Source organism: Streptomyces sp. NPDC001700 (assembly GCF_053596435.1).
Window position 1 is genome coordinate 13,420 of sequence record NZ_JBSFGE010000032.1, and the last position, 26,296, is coordinate 39,715.

Annotated in this window: 24 protein-coding genes; 14 read left to right on the forward strand and 10 right to left on the reverse strand. The window is 72.1% G+C overall.

Annotated features, from left to right (window positions below):
• Window positions 1–61 precede the first annotated feature (61 nt).
• Complete coding sequence (locus ACWC5C_RS37070; RefSeq protein WP_450882900.1) at window positions 62–1,213, reverse strand: S1 family peptidase; 1,152 nt, start codon at window positions 1,211–1,213, stop codon at window positions 62–64.
• A 217-nt stretch (window positions 1,214–1,430) separates the two neighbouring features.
• Between ACWC5C_RS37070 and ACWC5C_RS37075 the strand changes: the two genes are divergently transcribed.
• Window positions 1,431–1,679, forward strand: coding sequence for a hypothetical protein (locus tag ACWC5C_RS37075; RefSeq protein ID WP_450882902.1), 249 nt, complete (start codon window positions 1,431–1,433; stop codon window positions 1,677–1,679).
• 39 nt (window positions 1,680–1,718) lie between these two features.
• Here the strand turns inward: ACWC5C_RS37075 and ACWC5C_RS37080 are convergent, their stop codons facing one another.
• The 3 genes from ACWC5C_RS37080 to ACWC5C_RS37090 form a co-directional block, all read right to left on the reverse strand.
• Window positions 1,719–2,804: an acyltransferase family protein gene (locus tag ACWC5C_RS37080; protein WP_450882904.1), complete on the reverse strand. Its 1,086-nt coding sequence runs from the start codon at window positions 2,802–2,804 to the stop codon at window positions 1,719–1,721.
• Window positions 2,805–2,964: 160 nt separating this feature from the next.
• Entirely contained in the window at window positions 2,965–3,675 is a 711-nt protein-coding gene (gene dhaL, locus ACWC5C_RS37085) for a dihydroxyacetone kinase subunit DhaL (protein ID WP_450882906.1), read from the reverse strand.
• Between the two features lie 41 nt (window positions 3,676–3,716).
• Window positions 3,717–4,715 carry a dihydroxyacetone kinase subunit DhaK gene (locus ACWC5C_RS37090; RefSeq protein ID WP_450882908.1) on the reverse strand — a complete coding sequence of 333 codons (999 nt, stop codon included), beginning with the start codon at window positions 4,713–4,715 and terminating at the stop codon, window positions 3,717–3,719.
• A gap of 196 nt (window positions 4,716–4,911) precedes the next feature.
• Here ACWC5C_RS37090 and ACWC5C_RS37095 point away from each other — a divergent pair, with 196 nt between their 5' ends.
• Window positions 4,912–5,916: a 1-aminocyclopropane-1-carboxylate deaminase gene (locus ACWC5C_RS37095; protein WP_450882910.1), complete on the forward strand. Its 1,005-nt coding sequence runs from the start codon at window positions 4,912–4,914 to the stop codon at window positions 5,914–5,916.
• Between the two features lie 106 nt (window positions 5,917–6,022).
• On the forward strand, window positions 6,023–6,565 hold the full coding sequence (locus ACWC5C_RS37100; RefSeq protein ID WP_450882912.1) for an SDR family oxidoreductase: 543 nt from the start codon (window positions 6,023–6,025) through the stop codon (window positions 6,563–6,565).
• A gap of 32 nt (window positions 6,566–6,597) precedes the next feature.
• On the opposite strand, the gene ACWC5C_RS37105 is transcribed toward ACWC5C_RS37100, so the two are convergent.
• The gene (locus tag ACWC5C_RS37105) at window positions 6,598–6,921 is read right to left on the reverse strand and encodes a plasmid stabilization protein (RefSeq protein ID WP_450882914.1); all 324 of its coding nucleotides are present in this window, start codon (window positions 6,919–6,921) and stop codon (window positions 6,598–6,600) included.
• Window positions 6,922–7,122: 201 nt separating this feature from the next.
• Between ACWC5C_RS37105 and ACWC5C_RS37110 the strand changes: the two genes are divergently transcribed.
• Window positions 7,123–9,138 carry a spermine/spermidine synthase domain-containing protein gene (locus tag ACWC5C_RS37110; RefSeq protein ID WP_450882916.1) on the forward strand — a complete coding sequence of 672 codons (2,016 nt, stop codon included), beginning with the start codon at window positions 7,123–7,125 and terminating at the stop codon, window positions 9,136–9,138.
• Window positions 9,139–9,213: 75 nt separating this feature from the next.
• Here the strand turns inward: ACWC5C_RS37110 and ACWC5C_RS37115 are convergent, their stop codons facing one another.
• Window positions 9,214–10,272 carry a hypothetical protein gene (locus ACWC5C_RS37115; RefSeq protein WP_450882918.1) on the reverse strand — a complete coding sequence of 353 codons (1,059 nt, stop codon included), beginning with the start codon at window positions 10,270–10,272 and terminating at the stop codon, window positions 9,214–9,216.
• A 108-nt stretch (window positions 10,273–10,380) separates the two neighbouring features.
• Window positions 10,381–11,346, reverse strand: a complete 966-nt coding sequence (locus tag ACWC5C_RS37120; RefSeq protein WP_450882920.1) for a D-2-hydroxyacid dehydrogenase — start codon at window positions 11,344–11,346, stop codon at window positions 10,381–10,383.
• A gap of 506 nt (window positions 11,347–11,852) precedes the next feature.
• Between ACWC5C_RS37120 and ACWC5C_RS37125 the strand changes: the two genes are divergently transcribed.
• From ACWC5C_RS37125 to ACWC5C_RS37140, 4 genes are all read left to right on the forward strand, one after another.
• A complete protein-coding gene (locus ACWC5C_RS37125; protein WP_450882922.1) occupies window positions 11,853–13,172 on the forward strand; it encodes an MFS transporter in 1,320 nt (439 codons plus the stop codon).
• 35 nt (window positions 13,173–13,207) lie between these two features.
• The gene (locus tag ACWC5C_RS37130) at window positions 13,208–13,873 is read left to right on the forward strand and encodes an HAD-IA family hydrolase (RefSeq protein WP_450882924.1); all 666 of its coding nucleotides are present in this window, start codon (window positions 13,208–13,210) and stop codon (window positions 13,871–13,873) included.
• A gap of 40 nt (window positions 13,874–13,913) precedes the next feature.
• Complete coding sequence (locus tag ACWC5C_RS37135) at window positions 13,914–15,296, forward strand: NAD(P)/FAD-dependent oxidoreductase (protein WP_450882926.1); 1,383 nt, start codon at window positions 13,914–13,916, stop codon at window positions 15,294–15,296.
• A 97-nt stretch (window positions 15,297–15,393) separates the two neighbouring features.
• Window positions 15,394–16,995 carry a PucR family transcriptional regulator gene (locus tag ACWC5C_RS37140; RefSeq protein ID WP_450882928.1) on the forward strand — a complete coding sequence of 534 codons (1,602 nt, stop codon included), beginning with the start codon at window positions 15,394–15,396 and terminating at the stop codon, window positions 16,993–16,995.
• Window positions 16,996–17,001: 6 nt separating this feature from the next.
• On the opposite strand, the gene ACWC5C_RS37145 is transcribed toward ACWC5C_RS37140, so the two are convergent.
• On the reverse strand, window positions 17,002–17,967 hold the full coding sequence (locus ACWC5C_RS37145; protein ID WP_450882930.1) for a D-2-hydroxyacid dehydrogenase family protein: 966 nt from the start codon (window positions 17,965–17,967) through the stop codon (window positions 17,002–17,004).
• A gap of 73 nt (window positions 17,968–18,040) precedes the next feature.
• Between ACWC5C_RS37145 and ACWC5C_RS37150 the strand changes: the two genes are divergently transcribed.
• Together ACWC5C_RS37150 and ACWC5C_RS37155 are read left to right on the forward strand one after the other, a co-directional pair.
• Window positions 18,041–19,060: a ketopantoate reductase family protein gene (locus ACWC5C_RS37150; protein WP_450882932.1), complete on the forward strand. Its 1,020-nt coding sequence runs from the start codon at window positions 18,041–18,043 to the stop codon at window positions 19,058–19,060.
• 269 nt (window positions 19,061–19,329) lie between these two features.
• A complete protein-coding gene (locus ACWC5C_RS37155; protein ID WP_450882934.1) occupies window positions 19,330–20,169 on the forward strand; it encodes a prephenate dehydrogenase in 840 nt (279 codons plus the stop codon).
• A 139-nt stretch (window positions 20,170–20,308) separates the two neighbouring features.
• On the opposite strand, the gene ACWC5C_RS37160 is transcribed toward ACWC5C_RS37155, so the two are convergent.
• Entirely contained in the window at window positions 20,309–21,463 is a 1,155-nt protein-coding gene (locus tag ACWC5C_RS37160; protein WP_450883026.1) for an MGDG synthase family glycosyltransferase, read from the reverse strand.
• 133 nt (window positions 21,464–21,596) lie between these two features.
• Between ACWC5C_RS37160 and ACWC5C_RS37165 the strand changes: the two genes are divergently transcribed.
• From ACWC5C_RS37165 to ACWC5C_RS37175, 3 genes are read left to right on the forward strand one after another with little or no spacing between them, the layout of a single operon-like run.
• The gene (locus tag ACWC5C_RS37165) at window positions 21,597–22,430 is read left to right on the forward strand and encodes an SDR family NAD(P)-dependent oxidoreductase (protein WP_450882936.1); all 834 of its coding nucleotides are present in this window, start codon (window positions 21,597–21,599) and stop codon (window positions 22,428–22,430) included.
• A gap of 7 nt (window positions 22,431–22,437) precedes the next feature.
• Complete coding sequence (locus ACWC5C_RS37170; RefSeq protein WP_450882938.1) at window positions 22,438–23,379, forward strand: DMT family transporter; 942 nt, start codon at window positions 22,438–22,440, stop codon at window positions 23,377–23,379.
• Window positions 23,376–24,140 (forward strand): polysaccharide deacetylase family protein, encoded by a 765-nt coding sequence (locus tag ACWC5C_RS37175; protein ID WP_450882940.1) that lies wholly within the window; start codon window positions 23,376–23,378, stop codon window positions 24,138–24,140. Before ACWC5C_RS37170 ends, ACWC5C_RS37175 begins: the two co-directional genes overlap by 4 nt.
• 8 nt (window positions 24,141–24,148) lie before the next feature.
• On the opposite strand, the gene ACWC5C_RS37180 is transcribed toward ACWC5C_RS37175, so the two are convergent.
• On the reverse strand, window positions 24,149–25,099 hold the full coding sequence (locus ACWC5C_RS37180) for an anti-sigma factor RsbA family regulatory protein (protein WP_450882942.1): 951 nt from the start codon (window positions 25,097–25,099) through the stop codon (window positions 24,149–24,151).
• A gap of 187 nt (window positions 25,100–25,286) precedes the next feature.
• On the opposite strand from ACWC5C_RS37180, the gene ACWC5C_RS37185 reads away from it, so the two are divergent.
• The gene (locus tag ACWC5C_RS37185) at window positions 25,287–26,171 is read left to right on the forward strand and encodes an alpha/beta fold hydrolase (protein ID WP_450882944.1); all 885 of its coding nucleotides are present in this window, start codon (window positions 25,287–25,289) and stop codon (window positions 26,169–26,171) included.
• The last annotated feature ends 125 nt before the right edge of the window (window positions 26,172–26,296 follow it).

The window sequence follows — 26,296 nt, forward strand, 5'->3', positions numbered from 1 at the left end:
GTGTCCCGCGGTAACGGCGCGGGACACCCGGGCGTGACGGTCAGCCGTGGGGCGGACCGTCCTACTGGGCGGCACCGCCACCGGCACCGCCGTCGCCGATGGTGGCGCCGACCGCCTCCAGCGCGGTGGTCACCGGCTGGAAGAACGTCTCACCGCCCGAGGTGCAGTCGCCACTGCCGCCCGAGGTCAGGCCGAGCGCGGACTCGCCCGCGAAGAGCGCGCCGCCGCTGTCGCCGGGCTCGGCGCAGACGTCGGTCTGGATGAGCCCGCTGACCGAGCCCTCCGCGTAGTTGACGGTCGCGTTGAGAGCGGTGACCGAGCCGCCGTTCAGCCCGGTGGTGGAACCCATGCGCTGCACCTCCTGGCCCACCGTGGCCTCGGCCGCCTCGGTGATGTTCACCTTGTTGCCGCCACCGGTGTTCACCGTGCTCGGGGCCTCGGTGGCGGGGTCGTCGTAGGTGGCGAGCGCGAAGTCACCGGTGCCCGGGAAGGTGGCGTCCTGGATCGTGGCGACCGGGGCGCCGTCCTGGGTCTCCGACCATGCCTCGGTCGCGACACCGCAGTGTCCGGCGGTCAGGAAGCCGGGGTCGCCGCTGTCGGTGGTGACGTTGAACCCCAGCGAGCAGCGCGAACCGCCACCGAAGATGGCGTCACCGCCCTCGGCGACGGTCTTGAACGTGCCCTTGGAGCGCGTGACGTCGGCCATGCCCGCGCCCAGCGACTTGACGGTCGACTCAACGGTGTCCCACTTCGCGCCCTTGACGGTGCTGTCCGCCGTGACCTGAAGCTTGTTGGTCTTGGGGTTGATGGCCCAGGCGGTGCCCGCCACAGAGGCCTTCTCCTTCAGCGTCGCCTCGGCCGCCTTCAGCGACTTCATGCTGTTCTTGGCTTCCTTGGCGACGGCCCCGGCGCTCTGGATCGCGGCGACCTCGACGTTGTTGTTATCGCCGATGACATTGACTATGACCTGCTGCTGCTCCTTGTCGTACCAGCCACCGCCGAACGCCTCGCCCAGGCTCGACGCGAGCTGCGCGATCACGTCCGAGGCGGACTCGGAGTTGAACGCCTTGGGCTTGGCGTCGATGGCCTCGGACTTCTTGTCCTGAGAGGCATTGGCGTTGGGCAGCACAATGGCGGCACCCACGACGGCGGCGGCCGCGGCAGCCCCAATAATGATCTTTGTCTTGGGGGCGCGCTTGTGACTCCGGCTCAACTTATGACCTCCTGTGGGGCGCACGGGGTCGTACGCAGGGGACGGGTTCGCTACGGCAGTGGGTACGCACGGGCCGCCGGTTGTGTTCAGATCAATTTTCCGGCTCGGCGGTGACAGGTCTCACATCTGGCGATGAGGAGCGGCAATGGCCGCATTGGTGCCCGTGTGCGGGGTACCGGCCGTCCATGTCCCCTTCCCGGCGAGTAAGGAGCGCATCGTGACCGGCGACAAGCGACCGGAAGCCCCCGGAGAGAACGGCCCCGCCATCCCCAGGGACCTGCCCGACCAGCAGGCGCAGGGCGGCCCGGACCCTCTGGACATCAACGGCGGCACACCGCACGCCACCCCGCCCCACCGCCCGCAGGACGTCCCCGACCTGGACGAACCCGGCACCCGCCGGCGCGGAAAGCCGCACAGCGGAGGCGTACACCCCGAACAGCCGGTACCCGACGAGCCCTCCGGGTGATTGCCCCGGAAGACGCCCCCGGAAGCCGGTGGAGCAGCCTTACTTCCCGCTCGTGGCCTTCCCGGTTCCCGCGCGCCGGAACGCCCACTCCATGCGCGGTTCCACCACTCCACGCAGGACCCGCCGCACCGGAGCCGTGCACAGCACCGTGATCATGGCGACGGCCGCGGCGGTCACCGCCACCTCGCCGAGCGGGGTGTGCAGCCACGAGTGCTCGTACCAGCCGCCGAAGCGGGATGCCTTGATGATGAAGCCGTGCAGCAGATAGCCGTACATCGTCCCCGCGCCGAGCGCCGTGAACCAGGTGCGCCGCCCCGGCACCCAGGCCAGGAAGCAGGCCGTCAGCACCAGCGCGCCGACGAAGAGGATGGGGGTGGACAGCAGCCCGGCCCACTCCGGTACGCCGTCCAGGGCCGCCACGCTCTTGCGGTGGTAGAACCACTCCGAGTTGAACCACGGCGCCACCGCGTACGCCGTGACCAGCGCCATGAGCCCGACCGGCAGCGCGATCCACCGCGCCCGCCAGGTGCGCAGCCAGGCGAAGTGCTGCGGGCGGAGGGTGAGCCCGAGCACGAAGAACGGCAGGAACGCCAAGGTGCGCTGGAGCGAGAGGTCGCCACCGGTCTCCGGCGACAGCGAGCCGAGCGCGGCCACGGCCAGCGCGATCGGCACCGGGTAGCGCAGCGCCAGCCACAGCGGGGTGGTGATCCGCCAGATGAACAGCGCGACCAGGAACCACATCACGTACCACGGGTCGAGCAGGCTGAACGGCTCGTCCGGGTTGTCCTGGGCCCAGCGGGAGAAGAGGGTGTACAGCACCTCGAAGACGACGTACGGCACGACCACACCGGTCACCAGGCGCTGCAGCCGCTTGGGGGCCATGTCGAAGCTGCGCGAGAAGTAGCCCGATATCAGCGCGAAGGCGGGCATGTGGAACGCGTACACCAGAAGGTAGATGGCCATGGAGGCCCGGCTGCCGTACGTCAGTGGTTCCCACGCGTGGCCACAGGCCACCAGCACGATGGTGAGGTACTTCGCGTTGTCGAAGTACGCGTCGCGGGGCTTGCCTTGAGCCGGGCCCTCGCCCCGTGCCGGTCGCTCCGCGGTGGACTGCGGCGTTGTCACACGGGTGGGGGTGTCTTGATGCACTACTTCTCCCGGTCGAGCCAGCGAGGTTTCCTGATTCGCCTGCCCGACGCGGCCCCGCTCATGACTGTCCACGCTAGTGGCAAATGACACCCGTCATGCGCGTAACCGCCCGAGTTCGAGGAACCTCACTAAAGGATCAGTATTCGGCACCCCGATGCTCGGGAAGTCTGCTAACAGTGGTGAGTTCGCCGTCGGCCGAGGCGAACAGCAGCGCCACGGCCAGGGCGCCCGGGTCGGGGACGCCGACCGCGTGGTCGCCGGTGTAGCTGGCCCGTCCGCGCCGGGCGCGCAGATAGGCGGTGGCCCGGGCGCCGCGGTGGGCCGCCACCGCCGCGAGCCGCAGCGAGCGGGCCGGTTCGGCGGTCGGCGGGCACTCGGCGAGCGCCTTCGCGGCCGGGATCAGGGCGTCGACCATGGTCTTGTCGCCGACCTCGGCCTCGCCGACCCGCTGGATCGCGGCCGTCCCGGCGGCGATCCCGGCGGCCAGCTCACCGGTGCCGGGCGGGGTGGGGGCGGCCTCGGCGACCGCGTCGGCCATCTCCTGGAAGAGCAGGCCGAACAGCGGGCCGCTGGTGCCGCCGACCTCGTCGAGGAAGACCCGGGCGGCGACGGCCAGCGGCGCCTCCGCGGTGTCCTCGCCGACCGCCGGGGTGGTGGACAGACGTTCCAGGTCGCGGCGCACCCCGTCCATCCCGGTGGCGATGTTGGCGCCGAAGTCACCGTCGCCCGCCTGCTGGTCGAGGGCGGTCAGCTCGGGTTCGACGGCCCGTACGGTGGCGGCGAAGCGCAGCAGCCAGGCGGTGACGGTGGCACGGGTCAGGGAGCGCGGGGCGGGGTTCACGGTCATGGGTGCTGGGCTCCTTGAAGTTTCGGGGACCGGCGGTCGGGTCACAGGGGCCAGGCCGCGGTGCGGGCGGGGGCGTCCCACAGCCGCAGCACCTCGTCGTCGGTGGCGACCAGGGTCAGTGAGAAGCCCCGCATGTCGAGGGCGCTGACGAAGGTGCCGGTCAGGGACCGGTCGAGGGCGGTGCCCCGGGCTTCGAGGGCCTTGGCGAGGACGTGGTGGATCCCGTACAGCTCCAGGGACGTGACCGACCCCAGACCGTTGACCAGCGCGAGCACCCGGGGCCGCGGGCCATGGGGGAGGGCGGCCAGCAGCCGGTCCGTCATCGTCTCGACCAGCTTGCTGAGCGGCGCGTGCGGCACGGTCTTGTCGGCGCGCTCACCATGGATGCCGACGCCGAACTCCAGCACGTCCTCGGGCAGGTAGAAGGCCGGGGAACCGGAGGCGGGGGTGGTGTGCGCGGCGGACGCGACGGCGAGGCTGCGGGAGCGGCGGGTCAGATCGACGCCGAGCGCCACGAGGTCGTCCAGGCCGCGCCCCTCGTCGGCGGCGGCGCCGAGGACCTTCTCCACGACCAGGGTGGCGCCGGTGCCGCGCCGGCCCACGGCGATCTCGTCGGAGTCGGTGGCCAGGTCGTCGTCGATCAGGACCCGCTCGCAGCGGATGCCCTCGTGGTGGAGGCGTTCGGCGGCGATACCGAAGTTGATGCGGTCGCCGGTGTAGTTCTTGACCAGGTGCAGCACGCCGTCGTCCCCGGCGACGGCGCGGCTGGCCTCGAAGATCTGCCGGTTGTGCGGCGAGGCGAAGATCCGGCCGGGGCAGGCGGCGTCCAGCATCCCGGCGCCGACGAATCCGGCGTGCAGCGGTTCATGACCGGACCCGCCGCCGGAGACGAGCGCGACCCGGCGGGCGGGCGAGGTGATACGGGACCGGAAGTACCCGTGACCGGGATGGTGCTCGACGAGGGCGGCGTGGGCGGTGGCGAAACCGGCGTGCGCGTCGGGAACCAGTGATTCCGACGAGTCGGCGAAATAGAGCGGCATGGTCGTGGCTTCCCTGGAGGAGTGGGACGGACAGGGACACTGGCTTCGATGGTCCGCCGCGATCCATGGGCCGGGCGCGCCGACCGACCCCAAACGGCCTACACGCATAGGCCGGTCGTGCGACGGGGTAGGGCTGCTCACCAACCGCGGCGAACACACCGCGGCGCACAAGCACACCGGCCCCAAGGAGCCCGTCATGCACCTCGACGACTTCGACCGCCATCCCCTGCTCTTCGGCCCCAGCCCCGTCCATCCCCTCGACCGGCTCAGCGACCATCTGGGCGGGCCCCGTATCTGGGCCAAGCGCGAGGACTGCAACAGCGGACTTGCCTACGGAGGCAACAAGACCCGCAAGCTCGAATACCTGGTCCCCGACGCGCTGCGGCAGGGCGCCGACACGCTGGTGACCATCGGCGGGGTGCAGTCCAACCACACCCGCCAGGTCGCCGCCGTGGCGGCCCGGCTGGGGCTGAAGGCCGTCCTGGTGCAGGAGAGCTGGGTGGACTGGCCCGACGCGGTCAACGACAAGGTCGGCAACATCCTGCTGTCCCGCGTCATGGGCGCGGACGTACGGCTGGTCGACGCCGGGTTCGGCATCGGGTTCAAGGACAGCTGGACCCATGCCCTGGACGAGGTGCGGGCCGCGGGCGGTACGCCGTACCCGATCCCGGCCGGTGCCTCCGACCACCCGCTGGGCGGCCTGGGCTTCGCCAACTGGGCGTACGAGGTCGAACGGCAGGAACGCGAGCTGGGCGTGTTCTTCGACACCATCGTGGTGTGCAGCGTCACCGGCTCCACCCAGGCGGGGATGATCGCGGGGTTCGCGGGCCAGGACCGCCCCCGCCGGGTGCTGGGCATCGACGGCTCCGCGAAGGCGGCCGAGACCCGGGCTCAGGTGGAGAAGATCGCGCGGAACACCGCCGAGCTGACCGGCCTCGGCCGGGGGCTGCGCGACGAGGAGATCACCGTGCTGGAGGGCTGGGCGGGCGACGCCTACGGCGTCCCGGTGGCCTCCACCCTCGACGCCATCCGGCTCACCGGCGGCCTGGAGGGCGTGATCCTCGACCCGGTCTACGAGGGCAAGTCCATGGCCGGGCTCATCGACCTCGTACGGAACGGCGACATCCCCAAGGACTCCACTGTGCTGTACGCACACCTCGGCGGCCAGCCCGCCCTGAACGCGTACAGCGGCGCCTTCTAGCGACCGCCAAAGGAGGTACGGGAGCGGCGGGCGGGCGATCATCGGCCGCCGAGCGGGTACCCCACCCCTTGGACGACGCGGACCACTCGCGGACCAGGGAGCACAGGTGACGGACCCGAACACCGGTGACGGCGGCGTGCTGGTCGCCCGCCGTACCGACCGGCTGGAGGAGCTGGCCTCCGGCATCCGGGACCTGGGCCGCGCCTGTGTGCCGCTGACCGCCGATCTGCGGGACGCGGCCCAGGCGCGGAGCTGCGTCGACGAGACGGCCGAGCGGTTCGGGCGGCTGGACGTGCTGGTGAACAGCGTGGGGTACGTGGCGGTCGCGGGCGTCGAGGAGGGCGATCCCGAGAACTGGGAGCGCATAGTCGACCTGAACCGCAAGGCCGTCCTGCACACCTCGCAGCAGGCGCTGCCGCATCTGCTGCGCGCGGCGGCGGACGGCCCGCGCGGCGTCGCCGACCTGGTGACCCTCAGCTCGGTGGCGGGCCGGGACAACCCCACGACCGGGACCGTCGCCGCCGGGATGCCACAGGAGGACTGGCTGCACGCCGAGGACATCGCCCGCTGCGTCGGCTTCATGGTGACCCAGCCCGCGCACGCCGCCGTCAACGAGATCCTGGTGCGCCCCACGGCCCAGGAACACTGAAGGGTCGGCGTTCCCGGGCCGGTGTTTTGGGGCTACTTCCCCAGGGCCTTCTTCAGCTGGGACTTGTTCATCTGGGACCGGCCCTCGATGTTCCGGCGCTTGGCCTCGGCGTACAGCTGGTCCCGCGTGGGGCCCTGCGAGCCGGTGTGCGACCGCTTGCCGCCACGCCGCGAAGACGACATGTCCTCGGTGGAGATACGGCTCGCCGTCCTGGCCTCTCCGGAGCGGGCGCGCTCCTTGTTCACCGTCCGGGCGGCCATCTCCTTGGCCCGGCGCTCGCTGGCGCCGCGCTTCTTCGCGCTGTCCTTGATGTGTTCGTACTGTCTCTCTCGCTTCGAGCTCGATCCCCTGGGCATGGTGCGCACCTTTCTCCAGAGACCAGCACAACGGAGACAAGCACCACTATTTTCGCTCCGGACACCCGGCCCGCGACAGCGATTGGGCCCATCAGGTGAGATGTGCTCCGGGGGCGGTCGGACCGCCCTGCTGGTGCTCGACCTGCCCCGCCTCTGATGACAGCGTGGGCCGACATGGAGCACAGCCCTGGACCGCAAAACGTGCGCGCGAGGCTGCTGCTGGCCAGCGCCACCATGCTCTTCGTCGAGCTGGCGCTGATCCGGTGGACCGGCGCCAATATCGTCCATCTGAGCTATTTCTCGAACTTCATCCTCCTGGGCTCGTTCCTCGGAATCGGCCTCGGATTCCTCCTTCCCGCCGGCCGCGGGCAGTGGCTCACCCGCTGGGCGCCCCTCCCGCTGGCCGTCCTCGTCGTCCTGGTCCGGGAGTTTCCCGTCCAGGTGCGGCAGAGCAGCGGCGAGGTCATCTACTTCACCGCCGTGAAGACCACCGGTCTGCCGCAGTGGGTCACCCTGCCCGTGCTGTTCGGGCTGACCGCGCTCATCATGATGGCGATCGGCAAGATGACGGCCGACCAGTTCCGGCGGCTGCCGTCGCTGGAGGCGTACCGCTTCGACCTGCTCGGCTCCCTCACCGGCTCGGTGTCCTTCGCGCTGCTGTCCTGGCTGCGTGCGCCGTCGGTGGTGTGGGGTGTGCTCGCGGCGCTGGCGATGCTGGTGCTGGTCGGGCGGCGCAACCTCATCCGGTCCGCGATTCCGCTGGCCGTGATGGTGGCGGTGCTGGCGCTGGAATCGGCGGCCACCGGTATCTCGTGGTCGCCGTACTACAAGATCGAGGTCAAGAAGTCGTCCTCGTCCGCCCGGGACTACAACATCGCCGCCAACGGTGTTCCGCATCAGTCCATCGCCCCGCTGAAGGCGCTGACGAAGCCCGGTTCACCGTATGAGCAGCCCTACCGCGAGACGCCGCGCAACTCCCACCGCCGGGTGCTGGTCATCGGCGCGGGCAACGGCAACGACGTGGCCCTCGCCCTCGCCCACGGGGCCCGGCGCGTGGACGCCGTGGAGATCGACCCGAGGCTTCAGGAGATCGGCGCCTCCCTGCACCCGGCCCGGCCGTACGACAACCCCCGGGTGCACGTCCACATCAACGACGGACGGGCCTTCCTGGAGCAGACCAAGACCCGCTACGACCTGATCGTCCTCGCGCTGCCGGACTCCCTGACCCTGGTGTCCGGGGCCAGCAACCTGCGCCTGGAGAGCTATCTGTTCACCCGCCAGGCGTTCGAGGCGGCCCATCGCCACCTGGCCCCCGGCGGCGCGTTCGCCATGTACAACTACTACCGGCAGAACTGGCTCATCGACCGCTTCGGCGGGACGCTCACCTCCGTCTTCGGACACGCCCCCTGCATCACCCACTACGGCAACCAGCGGGCCGCGGTCCTCGTCGCGGGCACCACCCCGGCCGCCCAGTCGTGCGGGGCCACGTGGAAGGCGTCCGGCCCGGTGCCGAAGGCCGCGAGCGACGACCACCCGTTCCCGTATCTGCTGCACCGCACCATTCCCACCCTCTACCTCGGGGTGCTGGGCGCGATCCTGCTGGTGACCCTGGCGTCGGTGCGGCTGACCGGCGTACGGCTGCGGCGGACCTTCGGTTACGCCGACATGTTCCTGCTCGGCGCCGCCTTCATGCTGCTCGAAACCAAGAACGTGATCGGCTTCGCGCTGTACTTCGGCACCACCTGGCTGGTCAATGCCATGGTGTTCGCCGGTGTGCTGCTGGCCGTACTGTCCGCGGTCGAGGTACGGCGGCGGATGGGCAAGCTCAACCAGCTGGCCCTGCAGCTCCTGCTCTTCGCCACGCTGGCCGTCTCCTGGCTCATCCCGGCCGATCTGGTGCTCGGACTGCCCTTCGCGGGGCGCCTGGCCGCCGCGATCGCGCTGGCCTTCGCCCCCATCTTCTGCGCCAACCTCATCTTCTCCGACCGGCTGTCCATGGCCTCCGACCCCACGGCGGCCTTCGGCGCCAACCTGCTCGGCTCGCTGGTCGGCGGCACCCTCGAATACCTCGCGCTGGTCACCGGCTACCAGGCCCTGCTGCTCGTGGTGGCGGTGCTGTACGCGGGTGCCTGCGTCCTGATGCGCTTTTCCCGGCCCGGTACGGGCGAGCGCGCCGAACACGAACCGGTCTCCGTGGCCACCGCGCCACGGACCTGACCCGGCGGATCCCATGAAGCCGCCCCCGGTCCCTTGGGCCGGGGGCGGCTTCACACGTGTCATTCGATCCGCGTGTCACTCGAACATGACGTAGTCCGGCCGGGGCCGCAGGGCCAGCACTTCCTTCGGGGTCATCAGCCGACTGACCTCGGCGTCCTCCTCGTAGAAGAGCTTGAAGCCGGTGCGCACGCCCTCCGGCTGGTCCTTCACGAGCTGCCGCCAGGTGTCCCGCTTCATGCCCGGCGAGCCGATGCCGTCCGCGCTCTTGATGACGACGACTCCGGGCTGCGGGCGCAGCGCGGACTGGTCGGGGACCACGGACACCGCCACCTGGTGGAAGACGAGCGGCTTCTCCGGCAGATCGTGTTCCTCGACTATCCCCGAGAGATAGCGCGCCACGTCGGTCAGCTCCTTCCCGCTGGTGCTGCCGTAGGTGTCGCCCGGCACCTCTCCCGGGCCCATGTCCCACTCGGGGTCCAGCGCTATGCCCACATCGGGCTTCACGAGCCAGTCGCGCAGCGCCTTGACCTCGTCCAGCATCGACGCCCGGCCGGGCTGGATGTTGAGCAGCAGCATCGCTTCATGGCGCCGGGCCGCGTCGTGGAAACGCTGGATGGTGTCGTCCGGGACCCGGGTGCGGTAGGTGCCGTCCGGTCCCGCGGAGCTGTTGGTGATGGTCGCGAGCAGTTCGAGGACCGGCAGTGGCTCCCGGTCCGCGGCGTAGTCGCGCGCGGTCTTCTCGATCTCCTTGACCCGCTGGTTCAGGTCACCGGTACCGAGCCGGCCGAGTGCGGCGGCGCCGGGCAGTCCGCAGTACCCCACCAGGCGGTACCGGGACAGATCGCGGCCGCCACGCGGGAGTTCGGGCCGTCGCTTCGTCGGCTTCGGCGACGGGGAGCGGCTGGCCTTGTTGTCGGAGCCCGCGGCGGAGGTCCCGCCGCTCTTGGCGGGCGTGGGGCTCCTGGAGGGACTGGACCAGTCGGTGTTCTGCTCGCCGCATCCGGCGAGCAGACCGAGACCGGCCGCCGCCGTTACCGAGAGCAGCCCCCGCCGGGTCGGCGGGGTGCTCTGCCCTGAGGTGTTCTCCCGGATCCGTTCGGCGCCGGTGCCCTGACCTGGTGTGGTGTGCGCCACGTTCCCCTCCGTCTGCGGGCCGATGTGTTTTTCCCCGTCCTCTGCGGCTTTCCGGCCGGAGGGAGGGTGAAACGGAGTGGTGGCCACCACTTACCTGACGTAACCCGCCTATCTGACGTAACCCAGCGCCTTGTCGACCACATTGCGCAGCGGGCGGCCCTCGGTCCTGCGGAGCAGGTTGTCCAGGAACAGCTCGGCCAGGTCGTCGCGCCAGCGGACCACCTCACCCGCGGTGTGCGGGGACACGATGACCCCCGGCAGCTCCCACAGCGGGGAGGTGGCGGGCAGTGGCTCCCGGGCGAACACGTCCAGCGCGGCACCGGCCAGCCTGCCGCCGGACAGGGCGTCGATCAGGGCCGCCTCGTCCACCAGCTGGCCGCGTCCTACGTTGACCAGCCGGGCGCCGGGCTTCATGGCCGCCAGCACCGAGGCGTCCACCATGCCGTGGGTGGCCGGGGTGAGCGGGGCGGCCAGCACCACGTAATCGGCCTCGCCCAGCCCGGTGTGCAGCGTCGCCGGACCGTGCACGGTGCCGAAGTCGGGGTCGGCGTCGCGCGGGGTGCGGCCCGCGCCGCACACCCGCATGCCGACCGCGCGCAGCAGCCGGGCGACGGCCCGGCCGATGGACCCGGTGCCCCAGACCAGCACGGTGCGGCCGCCGACGCGCTCGCTGTCGCGCGGCCGCCACTGACGGCCGCGCTGGTGGTCCCACATGCCGGGGAAGTCCTTGGCGAGGGACAGGATCAGCCCGAGGACGTATTCGGCGATGGGCTGGTCGTACACCCCGCGCGAGTTGGTGAGCACCACATCCGGGTTGCCGGTCAGCGCGGGAAACAGATACGGGTCCACGCCCGCGGCGGCCACATGCACCCAGCGGGGGGCCTTCGCGGGATCGTCCGGCCACGAGGCGGCGACGGCCGGGCTCAGCGGCCACCAGGCGAGCAGGGTGTCCGCGCCGGGGAGGAGGTCCGGCAGTTCCTCCTCGGTCGCGTACACGGTCCGCGCCAGGGACTCGACGCGCTCCCGGTTGTACGGCAGATGGTCGTTGTAGAGGACGACCAGCCGGTCACCCATGGCCGCCTCCCGGCGGGTCGCTCAGGTCCCCCGGGGGCTCACACCGGAGTGTCATGACGGTTCTCCCGAGGTCAGGAAGGGTGTGGATCGATTCCCACACCCTGACCGCAGCCGCGCTCCGGGGCAACGGGCACAGTGTCCGCCCCGGCGGGCCGTTGTGGACGCTGTGTCCCCGGCGGAACCGTGCCCCGGGACCAAAGTCCTGCGCAGCCCCGGTGCGGACCGGGCGTACAGAGTGTCCACCACCGAGTCGCCGATGGAACAGGATGGCCGTTGACGGTGCCGGACGGCTGAACCATGGTGATGGCCATCCAACCTCCCGTCACCTGCCCGTCCCCGGCAGCACACCCCGCGGCCCCTGCGGCGCCCCGCACGAATGCTTGACGCCCGATGCCCACCCCTTGTGCCGCATCGCCCAGCGCCCCGGCGCCACCTCCTCGTCCCCAGGAGTCTCAAGCATGTCTTTGTCCAGCCCGTCACCTTCGCAAGAAGCCACCACACGAACCGTGAGCCTCGACGAAGCCCCCGTCACCGGCTTTCACCGCAGGATGGTCGCCGTCGCCATGGGCGGTCCGTTCTGCGACGGCTATCTGCTCGGCATCATGGGCGTCGCCCTCACCCTGATCACCCCGGCGCTCAGCCTGAACACCATGTGGGAGGGGCTGATCGCCGCCTCCGTCCTGGTCGGCGTCTTCATCGGCGGCGCGGTCTTCGGTCCGATCACGGACCGGGTCGGCCGCCATCTGATGTATGTGCTCAACCTGCTGACCTTCGTGATCTTCTCGGCCCTCCAGTTCTTCGTCACCGAGGCGTGGCAGCTGCTGGTGCTCAGGCTGCTGATCGGCATCGCGATCGGCGCCGACTACCCGATCGCGTCCGCCCTGACCTCCGAGCTGGTGCCGCGCAAGATCCGTGGCCCGGCCCTGTCCGGCCTGGTCCTCGCCTGGTGGGTCGGCTACGGCGTCAGCTTCTGGGCCGGCTGGCTGCTGATGGGCACCGGCGACGACGCGTGGCGCTGGATGCTGGCCTCCGGCGCGGTGCCCGCCATCATCTTCATGTTCTTCCGGGCCGGAGTGCCCGAGTCGCCCCGCTGGCTGGCCTCCCGCGGCCGGGTGGACGAGGCCAAGGAGGTCGTACGCCGCCACCTCCACCAGGAGGTCAGCACCGAGGAACTGCTCGCCGAGAGCGGCACCCGGCGCGGCGGCTCGGGCCTGGGCAACCTGCTGGAGATCTTCCGCCGCGGCTACGCGATCCCCGTCCTCTTCTGTTCGGTGTTCTGGATCTGTCAGGTGGCGCCCGCCTTCGCCGTACGGTCCTTCCAGCCGCAGATGCTGGAGTCGTTCGGGGTGACCAGCACCTTCGGCGCCAGCGCGCTCATCACCACCATCGCGGTCGCGGGCACGGCGGTCGGGCTGCTCGTGGTCAACCGGATCGGCCGCCGGCCCCTGCTCATCTCCAGCTTCGCCTGCATCAACGTCTGCCTCATCGCCCTGATCGTGCTGCCGCTGCACTACGCGTTCCTGGTGGTCGCCCTCTTCGCCGGGTTCCAGTTCTTCGAGGCCGCGGGCAGTGGACTGCAGTTCGTGTATCCGAGCGAGCTGTTCCCCACCGACCTGCGCGCCACCGGCGTCGGCATCGCCACCGCCATGAGCCGGGTCGGCTCCGCCTCCAGCACCTTCCTGCTGCCCATGCTCACCGCCGACTTCGGCGTCCGCGGCACCCTCGCGATGGGCGCGGGCATCACCATCATCGGCCTCGTGGCCTCCATCATCCTCGCGCCCGAAACCAAGGACCTGGGCCTGGCGGAAGCCAGCCGCCGCGCCTGACCGCGCCCCGCCCCCTCATCCGAAAGGACCCCGCCATGCGCAAGCTCGTCTCCTTCGACTGCTACCGCACCCTCATCAACTTCGACACCCAGAGCGCCACCCACGAGATCGTCAAGGACCGGCTCGCCGAGTACGGCGTCGACCCCAAGCAGTTCCACCACGACGCGTACGTGATGCGGTTCCAGGGCGTCGTGGACCACTACCGCCCGTACCGGGAGACCGTCCGCCGCACCCTGAACAACGTCATGCTGCTGCACGGCCTGCCCTACCGCGACGAGGACGGCGAGGCGCTGATCGAGGCCATCAAGCGGTTCAAGCCGTTCCACGAGGTGCCCGACGCGCTGCGCCGCCTCAAGGGCGAATACGACATCGCCATCCTCTCCAACAGCGAGGACGACCTGATCTCCTACGCCGTCGACGAGCTGGGCGTGGAGTGGGACTACGTCCTCACCGCCGAGCAGGCGGGCGCGTTCAAGCCGCTGCCGCAGGCCTTCGAATACCTCATGAAGGCCACCGGCCGGGGCCCTGCGCACATCATCCACACCGCCCAGGGCTGGGAGTACGACATCATGCCGACCAAGCGGTACGAGGGCATGCGGCGGATCTGGGTCAACCGGTACGGCTTCCCCGGGTCGGCCGCCTACCAGCCGTACGAGGAGATCAAGGACCTGTCCGAGCTGCCCGGTCTGCTCGGCGTCTGATCCGGCTTCCCGGCCACCCCTCACACCGCGAGAGGACCCCATGTCCGCCACCACGGCACCGGTCAACGGGCGCGTCGCCCACTGGTTCGCCGAACTGCCCGCCCCCCGCCCGGCGCTGCCCGGCGACCGCGACGCCGATGTGTGCGTCGTCGGCGCCGGAATGACCGGCCTGTGGACCGCCTACTACCTCAAGCAGGCCGACCCGTCCCTGCGTATCACGGTCCTCGAAGCCGAGTTCGCGGGCTTCGGAGCCTCCGGCCGCAACGGCGGCTGGGCCTCCGGACTGATCCCCGGCGCCCGCGACCGGCTGGCCCGCATGTACGGCCGCGACGCCGTCCTCGACTGGCAGCGGGCCATGAACGAGGCCGTGGACGAGATCATCGCCGTCGCCGCCCGCGAGAACATCGACGCGGACATCGTCAAGGGCGGCACCCTGCGGGTCGCGCGCACCCCCGCCCAGGCCACCCGGCTGCGGCACAAGGTCGAGCAGGACCACGAGTGGGGTGTGGCGGAGTCCGTCCTGCTCACCCCCGCCGAGTCCGACCGGCACATCGCCATCGACGGGGTGACCGCGGGCGCGTACACCCCGCACTGCGCCCGGCTCCAGCCCGCCGCCCTGGTCCGGGGGCTCGCCGAGACAGTGGAACGGCTCGGCGTCACCATCTACGAGAAGTCACCCGTCACCGCCATCGAGCCGGGTCGCGCGCTCACCGCACACGGCACGGTCCGCGCCCCCGTGGTGCTCCGCGCGACCGAGGGGTTCACCTCGTCCCTCAAGGGGCTGCGGCGCGCCTGGCTCCCGATGAACAGCTCGATGATCGTCACCGAGCCGCTGCCCGCGGACGTGTGGAAGGAGATCGGCTGGGAGGGCCGGGAAACCCTCGGCGACACCGCACACGGCCATATGTACGCCCAGCGCACCCCGGACGACCGGATCGCCATCGGCGGGCGCGGTGTGCCGTACCGCTTCGGCTCCCGCACCGACGACTCGGGCCGGGTCAGCGACCGTACGATCGGCCAGCTCACCCAGACCCTCCAGCGCATGCTGCCGCAGACCACCGGCGTCCGGGTCGACCACGCCTGGTGCGGTGTCCTCGCCGTACCCCGCGACTGGTCGGCCACCGTCGGCCTGAACCGGGCCACCGGCACCGGCTGGGCGGGCGGCTACGTCGGCCACGGGGTGACCTCCACCAACCTGGCCGCCCGCACCCTCACCGACCTGGTGCTGAAGCGGGACACCCGGCTGACCCGGCTGCCGTGGACCGGGCACCGCCCGGGCACCTGGGAGCCGGAGCCGTTCCGCTGGCTCGGGGTGCGCGGACTGTACGTCGCCTACCGGCTCGCGGACCGGCACGAGGCGGGCGGCCGCACCCGTACCTCGCCCATCGCCACCGTCGCCGATCTCATTGCCCGGCGACCCTGAGATCCTGGAGTCCCGGCGCCCCGCCTCCCCGCGCGCCGCCGGGACTCCAGAGATCCGCCCGCCACGGCGGGCACCGTGCAGGGAGGAAGCGGGCCGGATGGCATTGCTCACCGTCGCCGACGTACTGCGGCTGCCCGTGATCGCCGCGGGACTGCCCCGGGTCATGGCCGGGGAGGACCGGCTGAACCGTCCCGTCCGCTGGGTCCACGTCACCGAACTGCTGGACCCGGCGTCGTTCCTGGAGGGCGGCGAACTCGTCCTCACCACCGGCATGCCCCAGCCCAACGACCCCACCCGGCTGCGCGGCTACGCCGACCAGCTCGCCGACGTCGGCGCGGCCGGTCTGGTCGTGGAGCTGGGCCGCCGGTACCAGCAGGTGCCGCCGGACCTGGTGGCCGCCTGTCGGGCCCGGGACCTCCCGCTGATCGTGCTCTCCCACGGCATCCGGTTCATCGAGGTCACCCAGACCGTCCACGCGCTGATCCTGGACGCCCAGGGCGAACTGCTGCGCCGCTCCCACCAGGTCCATGAACTCTTCACCGACCTGACGCTGCGCGGCGCCCGCCCGGAGGAGCTGGTCCAAGTCGCGGCCGACCTGATGGGACGGTCGGTGGTGCTGGAGAACCTGGTGCACCACGCCATGATCGTCTGTACGGCGGGCCGCCCCGGCGGCACGATCCTGGAGGCCTGGCAGCGCCGCTCCCGCGCCACGCCGACCCCCGACCACGCGGCGCCCAGCGGGCCGGAAGGCTGGCTGGTGGCCCCCGTCGAACACGACGGACAGCGCTGGGGGCGCCTCGTCGCGCTGCCCGACCAGACCGGCCCGGCCGCTGGCCCCGAGCACACCCTGACCCTGCGGCGCGCCGCGACCGCCCTCACCCTGGCCCGGATGACCGGCCACACCCAGTGGGACCGGCAGGCCCGCGCCTCCGCCCTGCTGGAGCTGCGGCACGGAAGCCATCTCAGCCGCACCGAATCCCGCATCCGGGTCGAGGCCCTCGGGCTGCCGACCGTCGGCCACCTCTTCATCGCCCTGGCCATCGGCCACCGGCCCGACGCCGCCGACCGGGCCGACCTGGACAGCCACCTCGGCGAGGACCTGCGCGGCGCCGGAATCCACGCACTGGTCGGCAGGCTCTCCCCGGACCGCACCGGCGTCCTGCTCACCCTGCCGCTCGCCGCCGCGTGGCAGCCCGTCGTGGAGCGCATCGGCCGGGTCGCCGAGGAAACCCTCGGAACGCTCGGCGAGGAGGCCGTCCTCGCGGTCGGCCCCGGCGTGACCGCCCTCGACCAGGTGGCGCGGTCGTTCACCCAGGCCGAGGAGGTCGCGGACGCCATCGGCCCCGGCACACCCCGGCGGCCGTTCCACATGTCAGCGGACCTCGGGCTGCCGGAACTGCTGTACACCCTGCGGGACGACGTCCGCGTCCAGAACTACGTGGAACGGCAGCTGGGCAGGCTGATGCAGCACGACGAGCGGCACGGCGGCGACCTGCTGGCCATCCTGCGCCAGTACCTCGACGCCGCGGGCAACAAGTCGGTCGCCGCCAAACAGGCCGGACTCTCCCGGCAGGCCTTCTACCAGCGCCTGCACACCATCGAGCGCCTGGTCGGCGGCAATCTGGAGTCCGGCGCCCAGCGGTCGCGGCTCCATGTCGCCGTCATGGCCCTGGACACCCTGGGCCCTGGTTCCGGCTGAGGCGGCTCATGGCGCGGTGAGGACCCGGACCGGCTCGCCCGCGAGATACGCGCGGATGTCCTCCACCGCGTCGCGGAAGTAGCCCTCGTAGTTGCCCCGGGTCACATAGCCCAGATGCGGGGTGCCGAGCAGATTCGGCAGCGTACGGAACGGGTGCTCCGGACCCAGCGGCTCCTCCTCGAACACATCGACCCCCGCGCCCGCGATCCAGCCGCCCCGCAGGGCGTCCGCGAGGGCCGCCTGGTCCACGATGGCCGCGCGGGAGGTGTTCACGAGGTACGCCGTGGGGCGCATCCGCCGCAGCTCCGGCGTGCCCAGCAGCCCCCGGGTGCGGTCACTGAGCACCAGATGCACCGAGACCACATCGCTGGTCTCCAGCAACTCCTCCTTGGCGGAGACGAACCGCACGCCCGCCTCCGCCGCCCGCTCGGGCGTCAGGTGCTGACTCCAGGCGGCCACGTCCATGCCGAACGCCTGGCCGATCCGCGCCACCTTGGCGCCGATCTTGCCGAGGCCCAGCAGCCCGAGCCGCCGGCCGTGCAGATCCATGCCGACCGTGCTCTGCCACGGCCCGCCGTCCCGCAGCGCCGTGCTCTCCGTGACCAGGTGGCGGGCCAGACCGAGGATCAGCGCCCAGGTCAGCTCGACGGGCGGCTCGGAGGAACTGGCCGTGCCGCACACGGTGACCCCGTGCCGGGCGGCCGCCTCCAGATCGACGGACGCGTTGCGCATCCCGGTGGTGACGAGCAGCCGGAGCCGGGGCAGCCGGGCGAACAGCTCCGCGGGGAACGGGGTGCGTTCCCGCATGATGACCACGATCTCGCAGTCCCCGATCGCCTCGACGAGCGCGTCCCGGTCGGTGAAGTGGCGCCGGTGCGACACCACGTCCACCGCGTCGCGGACCCCCGACCAGTCGGCCGAGGACAGGGCCACGTCCTGGAAGTCGTCGAGCACGGCACAGCGCAGTTTCATGGTTCCACCTCGGGCTCTTCCAACAGGTCCGTGCAGGTACGTTGTTTCTACCACTCACGGGGAAGGGGGCCCGGTGCGCTACATCATCATCGGAGCGGGGGCGGTCGGCGGCACGATCGGCGCCCGGCTCCATCTCGCCGGTCACGACGTGGTCCTGGTGGCACGCGGGGCGCACTACGAGGCGCTGCGCGAGCGCGGACTGCGGTTCACCGCACCCGGGACCACCCATGAGGTCCCGGCACCCGCCGTCACGGGACCCGACGGCATCGAACTGGGCCCCGGCGATGTGCTCGTCCTCGCCGTGAAGACCCAGGACAGCGCGGCGGCGCTGGACGCCTGGGCGCCGCGCCCGGTCACCGGCGGCGGCACCGCGGGGGATCGGCTGCCGCTGCTCTGCGCCCAGAACGGCGTGGAGAACGAGCGGTTGGCGCTGCGCCGCTTCCGCCGGGTCTACGGCGTCTGCGTCTGGCTGCCCTCGACGTACCTGGAGCCGGGGGCGGTCGCCGCGCCGTGCGCCCCGTACACCGGCATCCTCAGCCTGGGCCGTTATCCGTCGGGGGAGGACGACACCATCCGGCGGGTGTCCGCGGACCTGGCGGAGTCCGTGTTCCTCGCGCCGGTCGTACCGGACGTGATGCGCTGGAAGTACGCCAAGCTCATCAACAACCTCGCCAACGCCGTCGAGGCGATCTGCGGACCGCTCACCGGGGACGAGGCCCAGGCGCTGGCCGCGCGGGCGAAGGCGGAGGGAGCCGCAGTCCTCGACGCCGCGGGCATCGCCCACGCCGACGCCGCTGAACAGGCCGCGCTCCGCTCCGGAAAGGTGGAGATGAGCCCGGCGGACGGTGTGGAGCGCGGCGGCGGCTCCTCGTGGCAGAGCCTCACCCGGGGGACCGGCACCATCGAGGCGGACTATCTCAACGGGGAGATCGTGCTGCTCGGACGCGAACACGGCATCCCGGCCCCGGTCAACGAGACGCTGGGACGCATCGCGGGCAACTGCGCCCGGGAGCGCCGCGCACCGGGCAGCATGACCCCAGGGCAGCTCACCGCGCTCGTCGACGAGGCGGTTTCTCCCTCAACACCCCGGTGACGAAAGCCCGCTGAGGTGGCATGGGGGCGCGCGGTGTTTTTCGCGCCTGATGTGTCGTCATCATGACGCGCGCCACCACTCCTGAGGATGACACGGATGGTCTGACGAGGGGGTTCGTGTCACGTGACTTCATGGAAAGTTGGCTGCTCCGTAGCCGTCAAGGCGGTCCCGGTTGTTTTGCGTGGTGGCACACAGGGCACCGCACACATCTAACAGCAGGCATAATCGCAGCAACGATGGGCGCAGACGCCCAGAAAGGGGACGAAGTGATGGTGAACGCGCTGAGTGCCGACAACAGTGTGGGCTCGACGATCGAGGCACTGAAGGCAGAGCTTCCGCAACTGGAGAAGCAACAGGAGGCCCTCAAGGGTGATTTGGACGCCGTCACGCAGCGGTTGGAGGTGGTCAGCACCGCTCTGAGCAGCCTTCAGGCCCTGTCGGGAGCCACCTCGCTCCCGCAGTCGGGCAACGGTGACATCGCGCAGGCGAAGCCGGTGTCCAAGGACACCGCCACCGCCAAGGCCACCGCCACCGCCACGGAGGCGGCCGCCGAGGGCGACCCGAAGCTGGCCGCCGAGGCGGCTCCGGCGACCCGGACCCCCGCCGCCACGCGCAAGGCCGCCATCGGCCGTCAGCGCAGCAAGGCCGCCAAGTCCACCACCGGCGGCCGTGCCGCGAAGACCGCCACCAAGGCCGCGGGCAAGAAGACCGCGGCGAAGAAGCCCGCCAAGAAGGCGGCGGCCAAGGACACCGCCACCGCCACCGCCAAGCCCACGGCCAAGCCCGCCGCCAAGGCCACCACCAAGGCGGTCAAGGCCACCGAGAAGAGCGCCCCGGCGAGCGAGAAGGCCACGGCCAAGGCCACCGAGAAGACGGCCAAGGCTGCGGGCACCTCCTCCGAGCGCTCCGCCGGGCTCGCCGAGTCGGTGCTCGGTGCGCTGAAGAAGGCGGGCCGTCCGATGCGCGCGTCCGAGGTCAACGACGCGCTGGGCCGCGACGAGACGCGTACCAACGTGAACTCGGTGCGCAACACGCTGGAGCGGCTGCGCACGACGGACCGCGCCAAGCGCTCCGGGCGTGGCCTGTACGAGGCCGCGGCCACCAGCTGACCGCCGCTCTCCCGTCAGTGCGCCGCCACCTCAGCGGTAGCGGGGGCGGAAGTGGCGTTTGGGGAGGGTGGACCCGGATGTGTCGGCGGCCATGTGCGCGCCGAAACTGCGGTCCACCCACTCCGGTCCGCCTACTTCTTCAGGGGGACTCACATACGGACACGATGTCGGCCAGCCGGGCGGCGACATCGGCGGGGTCGGTGGCGAACAGCCGTCGGCCCGCCGCGATACGGCGTTCGCGCAGCGCGGACGCCGCGGTGAGCGCGTCGAGCAGGCGCAGCAGATCCCATGAGTCCGTCGCGTGGTCCGTCAGTCCGAGGGCGGCCATCCGGCGGACCCCTTCGCGCCCATGGCCCGGGATGGGGCGGTAGCCCACCACCGGGACCCCGGTGGCCAGTGCTTCCAGCGCGGTCTGTCCGGCCGCGTTGTCCACCAGCGCCCGTGTGGCGCCCAGCAGTCCGGGCAGATCCGGTTCCCAGCCGAGAGCCACCACCTGCGGCCACCGGGACAGCCGGTGGCGCAGCCGTTCGTCCCGGCCGCACAGCGCCACCGGCAGATAGCCCGCGGCGGACAGCAGCCGCGCGGTGTCCGCCAGCCGCGTACCGGCCCCCCAGGCCCCGGCGGACAGGACCACCGGCGGCCGCCCGGGGGCGTGCAGCTCGAAGCGGCGCCGCCAGTCCGCCGCCCCGGGCGCCGGGCCGAGGAAACGCCCCGCCACCAGCGGGCCGGTGGCCACCGCGGGGCGGCCGAGGGCCCGCCGCACCCGTTCGGCGGCCTCCTCCGTGACACACAGGTGCAGATCGTTGCCCGGGTGCAGCCACTGGCGGTGCACCGCGAAGTCGGTGACCACCACCGCGCTCGGCACGGTCAGGGCCCCGCGCGCCCGCAGACGGCCGGTGAGCTGGGCGGCGAGGTGGAATACGGGCACCACCGCGTCCGGCCGCAGCCGCCCGGCCAGCGCCAGCAACCGGTCCTCGGCGAGCGCCGCCAGCGGCGCGGTGCCGGGCCGTGGCCCGCCGCCGTGGTCGTGGTCATGGTCGGGGCCGGGGTCTGGGCCGGTCTGGAAGAACGCCCGGTAGATGCCCGCGTAGACCGCCGGGGCCCGGCGGACCGCCGCCCGGTAGAAGACGCGCAGCCCCGGGCCGATCCCGGCGGGCAGCAGCTCCAGCACATCCACCCGGTCCGCCCGGTGCCCCGCGCGCTCCAGTCTGCGCGCCAGCTCCCCGGCCACCGCGTCATGACCGGCTCCCATGCTGGCGCTCACCACGAGAAAACGCTGCGACGGCAGGTGCATCATCACCTCCGATGGTGCGAGGCGCGGCCGCTCATGGCTCACTGGAGGTATCCGCTCCGCGTGCCGTCAAACCGCGCGCTCGACGGCCGGTGGGTGCTCATGCCGCCGGTCGGCAGCGAGACAGGAAGGTGCCATGGCCCGCCCTCTGCCGGACGCACAGCCTCAAGCCGGCGCCGCGCGTGACCCGGCCGGATCCGCCGCCACCGGGGCCGCCCCCGCCGAAACCGGGGTCGCGCTGGTGACCGGCGCGTCCTCGGGTATCGGCGCCGCCGTCGCGCACCGCTTCGCGGCGGGCGGCGGATGGCGGCTGCTGGTCAGCGGCCGCCACCGGGAACGGCTCGACCGGGTGGCCGCGCACACCTCGGCCGTCGCCCTGCCCGCCGATCTGGCCACTCCCGAGGGCGGCCGCGACCTGGTCGAGGCCGCCTTCCGTACCGCCGGGCGGGTGGATCTGCTCGTCGCGGGGGCGGGCATCGGCTGGGCGGGCCCCTTCAGCGCGATGCCACCCGCCGCCATCGACCGGGTGGTGGGCGTCGACCTGCTCGCCACCATGCGGCTCGTACGGCTGGTCCTGCCGCACATGCTGGCCGAGCGGCGTGGCCACATCGTGCTCATCGGATCGGTCGCGGGCAGCCTCGGGGTGCGCGGCGAGGCGGTGTACTCCGCGGCCAAGGCGGCGCTCGGCGTCTTCGCCGACGCCCTGCGCGACGAACTGCGCCGGGGCGGCGTACGCGTCACCCATGTGGTCCCCGGCGTGGTGGACACCCCGTTCTTCGCCCGCCGAGGCGTCCCGTACACCCGCCGGATGCCGCGCCCGCTGCCGCCCGAGCGGGTCGCCGACGCCGTGTGGGACGCCGTCGCGCGCGGCCGGGACGAGGTGTACGTACCGGCCTGGCTGCGGCTGCCCGTGCTGGTGCGCGGCGCGGCCCCGGGGCTGTACCACCGGCTGGCAGCCCGCTTCGGGTGAGGGTGACATGGGCGCCCTGACCGTCCTCCTCGCGCTGCTGTCCGCCCTGGGCAACGGCGCGGCGTCCGTACTGCAGCGGCGCGCCGCGATGGACCAGGAGCGGGAGGTTCCGGCGGCCGGTGGCGGGCCGGGGCAGGCGCTGCGGCATCTGGCGCGGCTGCTGCGGCGCCCGTACTGGCTGGCCGGGGGCGCGGCGATGGTGGTCTCGGCGGTGGCCCAGGTGGGGGCGCTGGCGGTCGGGCGGCTCTCCGTCGTACAGCCGCTGCTGGTCAGCGAGCTGCTGTTCACCCTGGTGGTGGGGAGTCTGGTGTTCCACCGGCGGCCGGGCGGCCGGACCTGGCTCGCGTTCGTGATGCTGGCCGCCGGGCTCGCGCTCTTCCTCGTGGCGGCCGACCCCTCGCACGGCCGGGACACGGCCAGGAACGGGCTCTGGCTGCCCGCCGGGGTGGTGCTGGTGCTCGTCGTGGGCGCCCTCGCTCTGATGGCGCGGGCGCTGCGGGGCGCGGCGCGGGCGGCGGCGCTCGGCTGCGCGACCGCGGTCGGCTTCGCGTGCACGGCCGCCCTCATCAAGGAGTTCACCGGGCGCTTCGGCGGGGGAGTGGCCGCCGTGTTCACGAGCTGGCCGCTGTACGCGGTGTGCCTGGTGGGGCTGGGTAGCTTTCTGCTGCTCCAGAGCACCCTGCGCGCGGGCACCCTGGCCGCCTCCCAGCCCGCGCTGACCCTCGGGGACGCGCTGGTGAGCATCGCGCTGGGCTGGGTGCTGTTCGGCGAACGCGTCGAACTGGGGCTGCGCCTGCTGCCCGAGGCCGTCGGCATCGCCCTGATGGCGGCCGGGATCGTCGGCCTCACCCGGTCGCCCGCCATGGCCGAGGGGTGGGACGCGGACACCTCGGGCGCGGCGGTGGGGCCGACGGTACGGCGCGTCCCGGACGGCGGGAGCCCGTCGTGACCGCCTGGCGCGCGGGGGCGGCGGCCCGGACCGGTGCGCTGGCCCGGAACGCGGCGGTGGTGGCCGCGGCCGCGCATCTGGTCCCGGCGGGCACCTGGCTGCCGGGACCCCGGCGGCTCCTGTTCCCCGCGCTGGCCGGGCGGGGCCGGTCCAACCACATCGCCCTCACCTTCGACGACGGCCCCGACCCCCACTCCACCCCGCGCTTCCTGGACGCCCTGGACGAGCTGGCGGTGAGCGCCACGTTCTTCGTCCTGGGCGAGAGCGTGCTGCGCTACCCGCGCACCACCCGCGAGATCGCGCTCCGCGGCCATGAACTCGCCGTCCACGGCTGGACCCACAGTCGCCCCTGGCTGCCGAGGCCGGTCCGGGACATCACGGAGGTCGCGTCCGCCGCCCGGGCGGTACGGCTGGCCACCGGAGCCGAACCGCTGTGGTACCGGCCCCCGTACGGCGTCCTGACCGGTGGCCGCTGGCTCGCGGCCGTACGCGCCGGGCTGCGGCCCATCCTGTGGTCGGCCTGGGGGCGGGACTGGTCACCGAACGCCACCCCGGCCTCGGTGCTCGCCACCCTGCGCGGCGGCCTCCAGGGCGGCGCCACGGTCCTGCTGCACGACACCGACCGGGCGGGCTCCCTCGGCTGCTGGCGCGTCACCCTGGCCGCCCTGCCGCACCTGGTCACCGCGTGCCGTGCGGCAGGCCTCGAGGTGGGCCCGCTGGCCGACCACGGAGTGCCGGAACTCCCGGCATCAGGAAGGTGAATCGCTGGTCACAGCCCGGTGCGCAGCCTGATCAGGGTGCCGTCCGCGTCCGCCTGCATCTGGACGACGTCGCACAGCATCCGCACGCCCCACAGCCCGAACCCGGTCTCCGACCCCTCCGGCGGGGTGAAACCCCACAGGGCGTCCGGGTACCAGTGGCCGGGCCCGGCGATCTCGCAGACCAGATCGCCGTCCTCGGTCCACACCCGCAGCTCCGCAGGGGCGCTGCCGTGGCGCAGGGCGGTGTTTCCCACCTCGGCGACGGCGGCGACCATGTTGCGCAGGGCCTCCAGGCCCATGCCGTGGCGGCCGCCCCGCTCGGCGATGAAGATCCGTACGGCGTCCAGGTCGGCCCCCTCGACCGGCAGCCGGTCGGCCGTCCGAGGGGTGGGAGGCAGCGCACGGCGGTCGCAGGTGGCGCTGAACGGGCCGGGGGCCAGGTAGTCCAGGCTCTCCTCGGGCCCCTGACCGTCGATGATCTCGGGGTGGGTCCGGCGCGCGTACGTCAGGATCTCGGGGTGCAGCACACGGCGGTCGTAACAGCAGATGGCGCGGGCACCGGAGTGGGCGAACGCCGCGTTCACGATCGACTCGTAGCGCGCCCACTCCACCACCTCCAGCGGAGTGCGCCCCTGCCACACCGGCTCGGCTATCACCCGGACCCGGCGCGGTGACTCGGCCTTCACGAACGAGTCGTACGCGGCGATGGTCTTCACCGGGTGCTGGTACCAGCTGAGCGCGTCCTCGAACTGCACCGCCGGGGCGTCCTGTCCGAGGGCGTCCCGCAGCGCCGCGATGTTCGACTTGGCCGCGACCACCGCCACCGCGTCGTCGGCCTCCAGGCCCGCGCGCAGGAAGGGCACGCAGACATCGATCACTTCCCCCTCGTCGCGGTAGAGGAACCCGCGGTGCTCCATGGCCTCATGGTGGTCCGCGACGGGGCTGCTCGGGCTGATCATGGGGGCCTCCCTCGGGCCGGGCGGGCGGTCAGGCGGAGGTGCCCGACCCCGGTCGGGTGGATCCGGACGGCACAGCGCGCAGTCTGCCACCCTCCCGGCCACCGCGCAGCCGGATCATCGGGTGGTGCGGAATTCCCCTGTTGGCGCGCGTGGACGTGTTCCTGACGGTGAATTAGCATCGCTGAGCGTGACAGAGGTCAAGAGCATTACCGCGAATGGACTTGAGTTCGGCTATCTCGAAGCGGGCCCGGCGGACGCCCCGCTGGCGCTCTGCCTGCATGGCTTCCCCGACACCGCGCACTCCTGGCGCCACCTGCTGCCCGCCCTGGCGGACGCGGGCTACCACGCCGTCGCCCCCTTCCTGCGGGGGTACGCGCCCACCGGCATACCCGACGACGGCGCCTACCAGGCGGGCGCCATCGCCTCCGACGCCAACGCCCTGCACGAGGCCTTCGGCGCCGACGGCGACGCGGTGCTCATCGGCCACGACTGGGGTGCCATCGCCGCCTACGGCGCCACCGCCCACGCCCCAGAGCGCTGGCGGCGCGCCGTGACGATGTCCGTGCCCCCGCTGGGCGGCGTACTGGCCGACTTCTTCGGCTACGACTACGGCCAGTTCAAGCGCTCCTTCTACATCTTCCTGTTCCAGACCCCGCTGGCCGAAGCGGCCGCCGCGGCCCATGACATGGCGCTCATCGACGGTCTGTGGCGCGACTGGTCGCCCGGTTACGACGACTCCGCGCAGGACATCGCGCACGTCAAGGAGAGCCTGAAGGACCCGGCCCACCTCGCCGCCGCGATCGGCTACTACAAGGCCCTGTTCGACCCGACCCGCCACGTGCCGGCCTACGCGGCGGAGCAGGCGGCGATCACCGCCACCGGTGAGCGGCCGATCCTCTTCCTGCACGGCAGCGACGACGGCTGCATCGGCTCCGATGTGATCCACAGCGCCAAGGACCACCTCCCGGCGGGCTCCCGGATCGAACTCGTCGACGGCGCTGGCCACTTCCTGCACCTGGAGCAGCCCGAGCGGATCAACCGCGAGGTGCTGTCCTGGCTCGCGCAGCAGTGACCGGCCGCCGTTGGGTATAGCGCGGTCGCATCCCGGTCTACCGCCGCTATACCGCCGGTAATCCGCCCTCTCCGATGCTGGACGCATCGCCAAGCCCCGCCGGTAGAGACGCGTCTGGAGAGGGC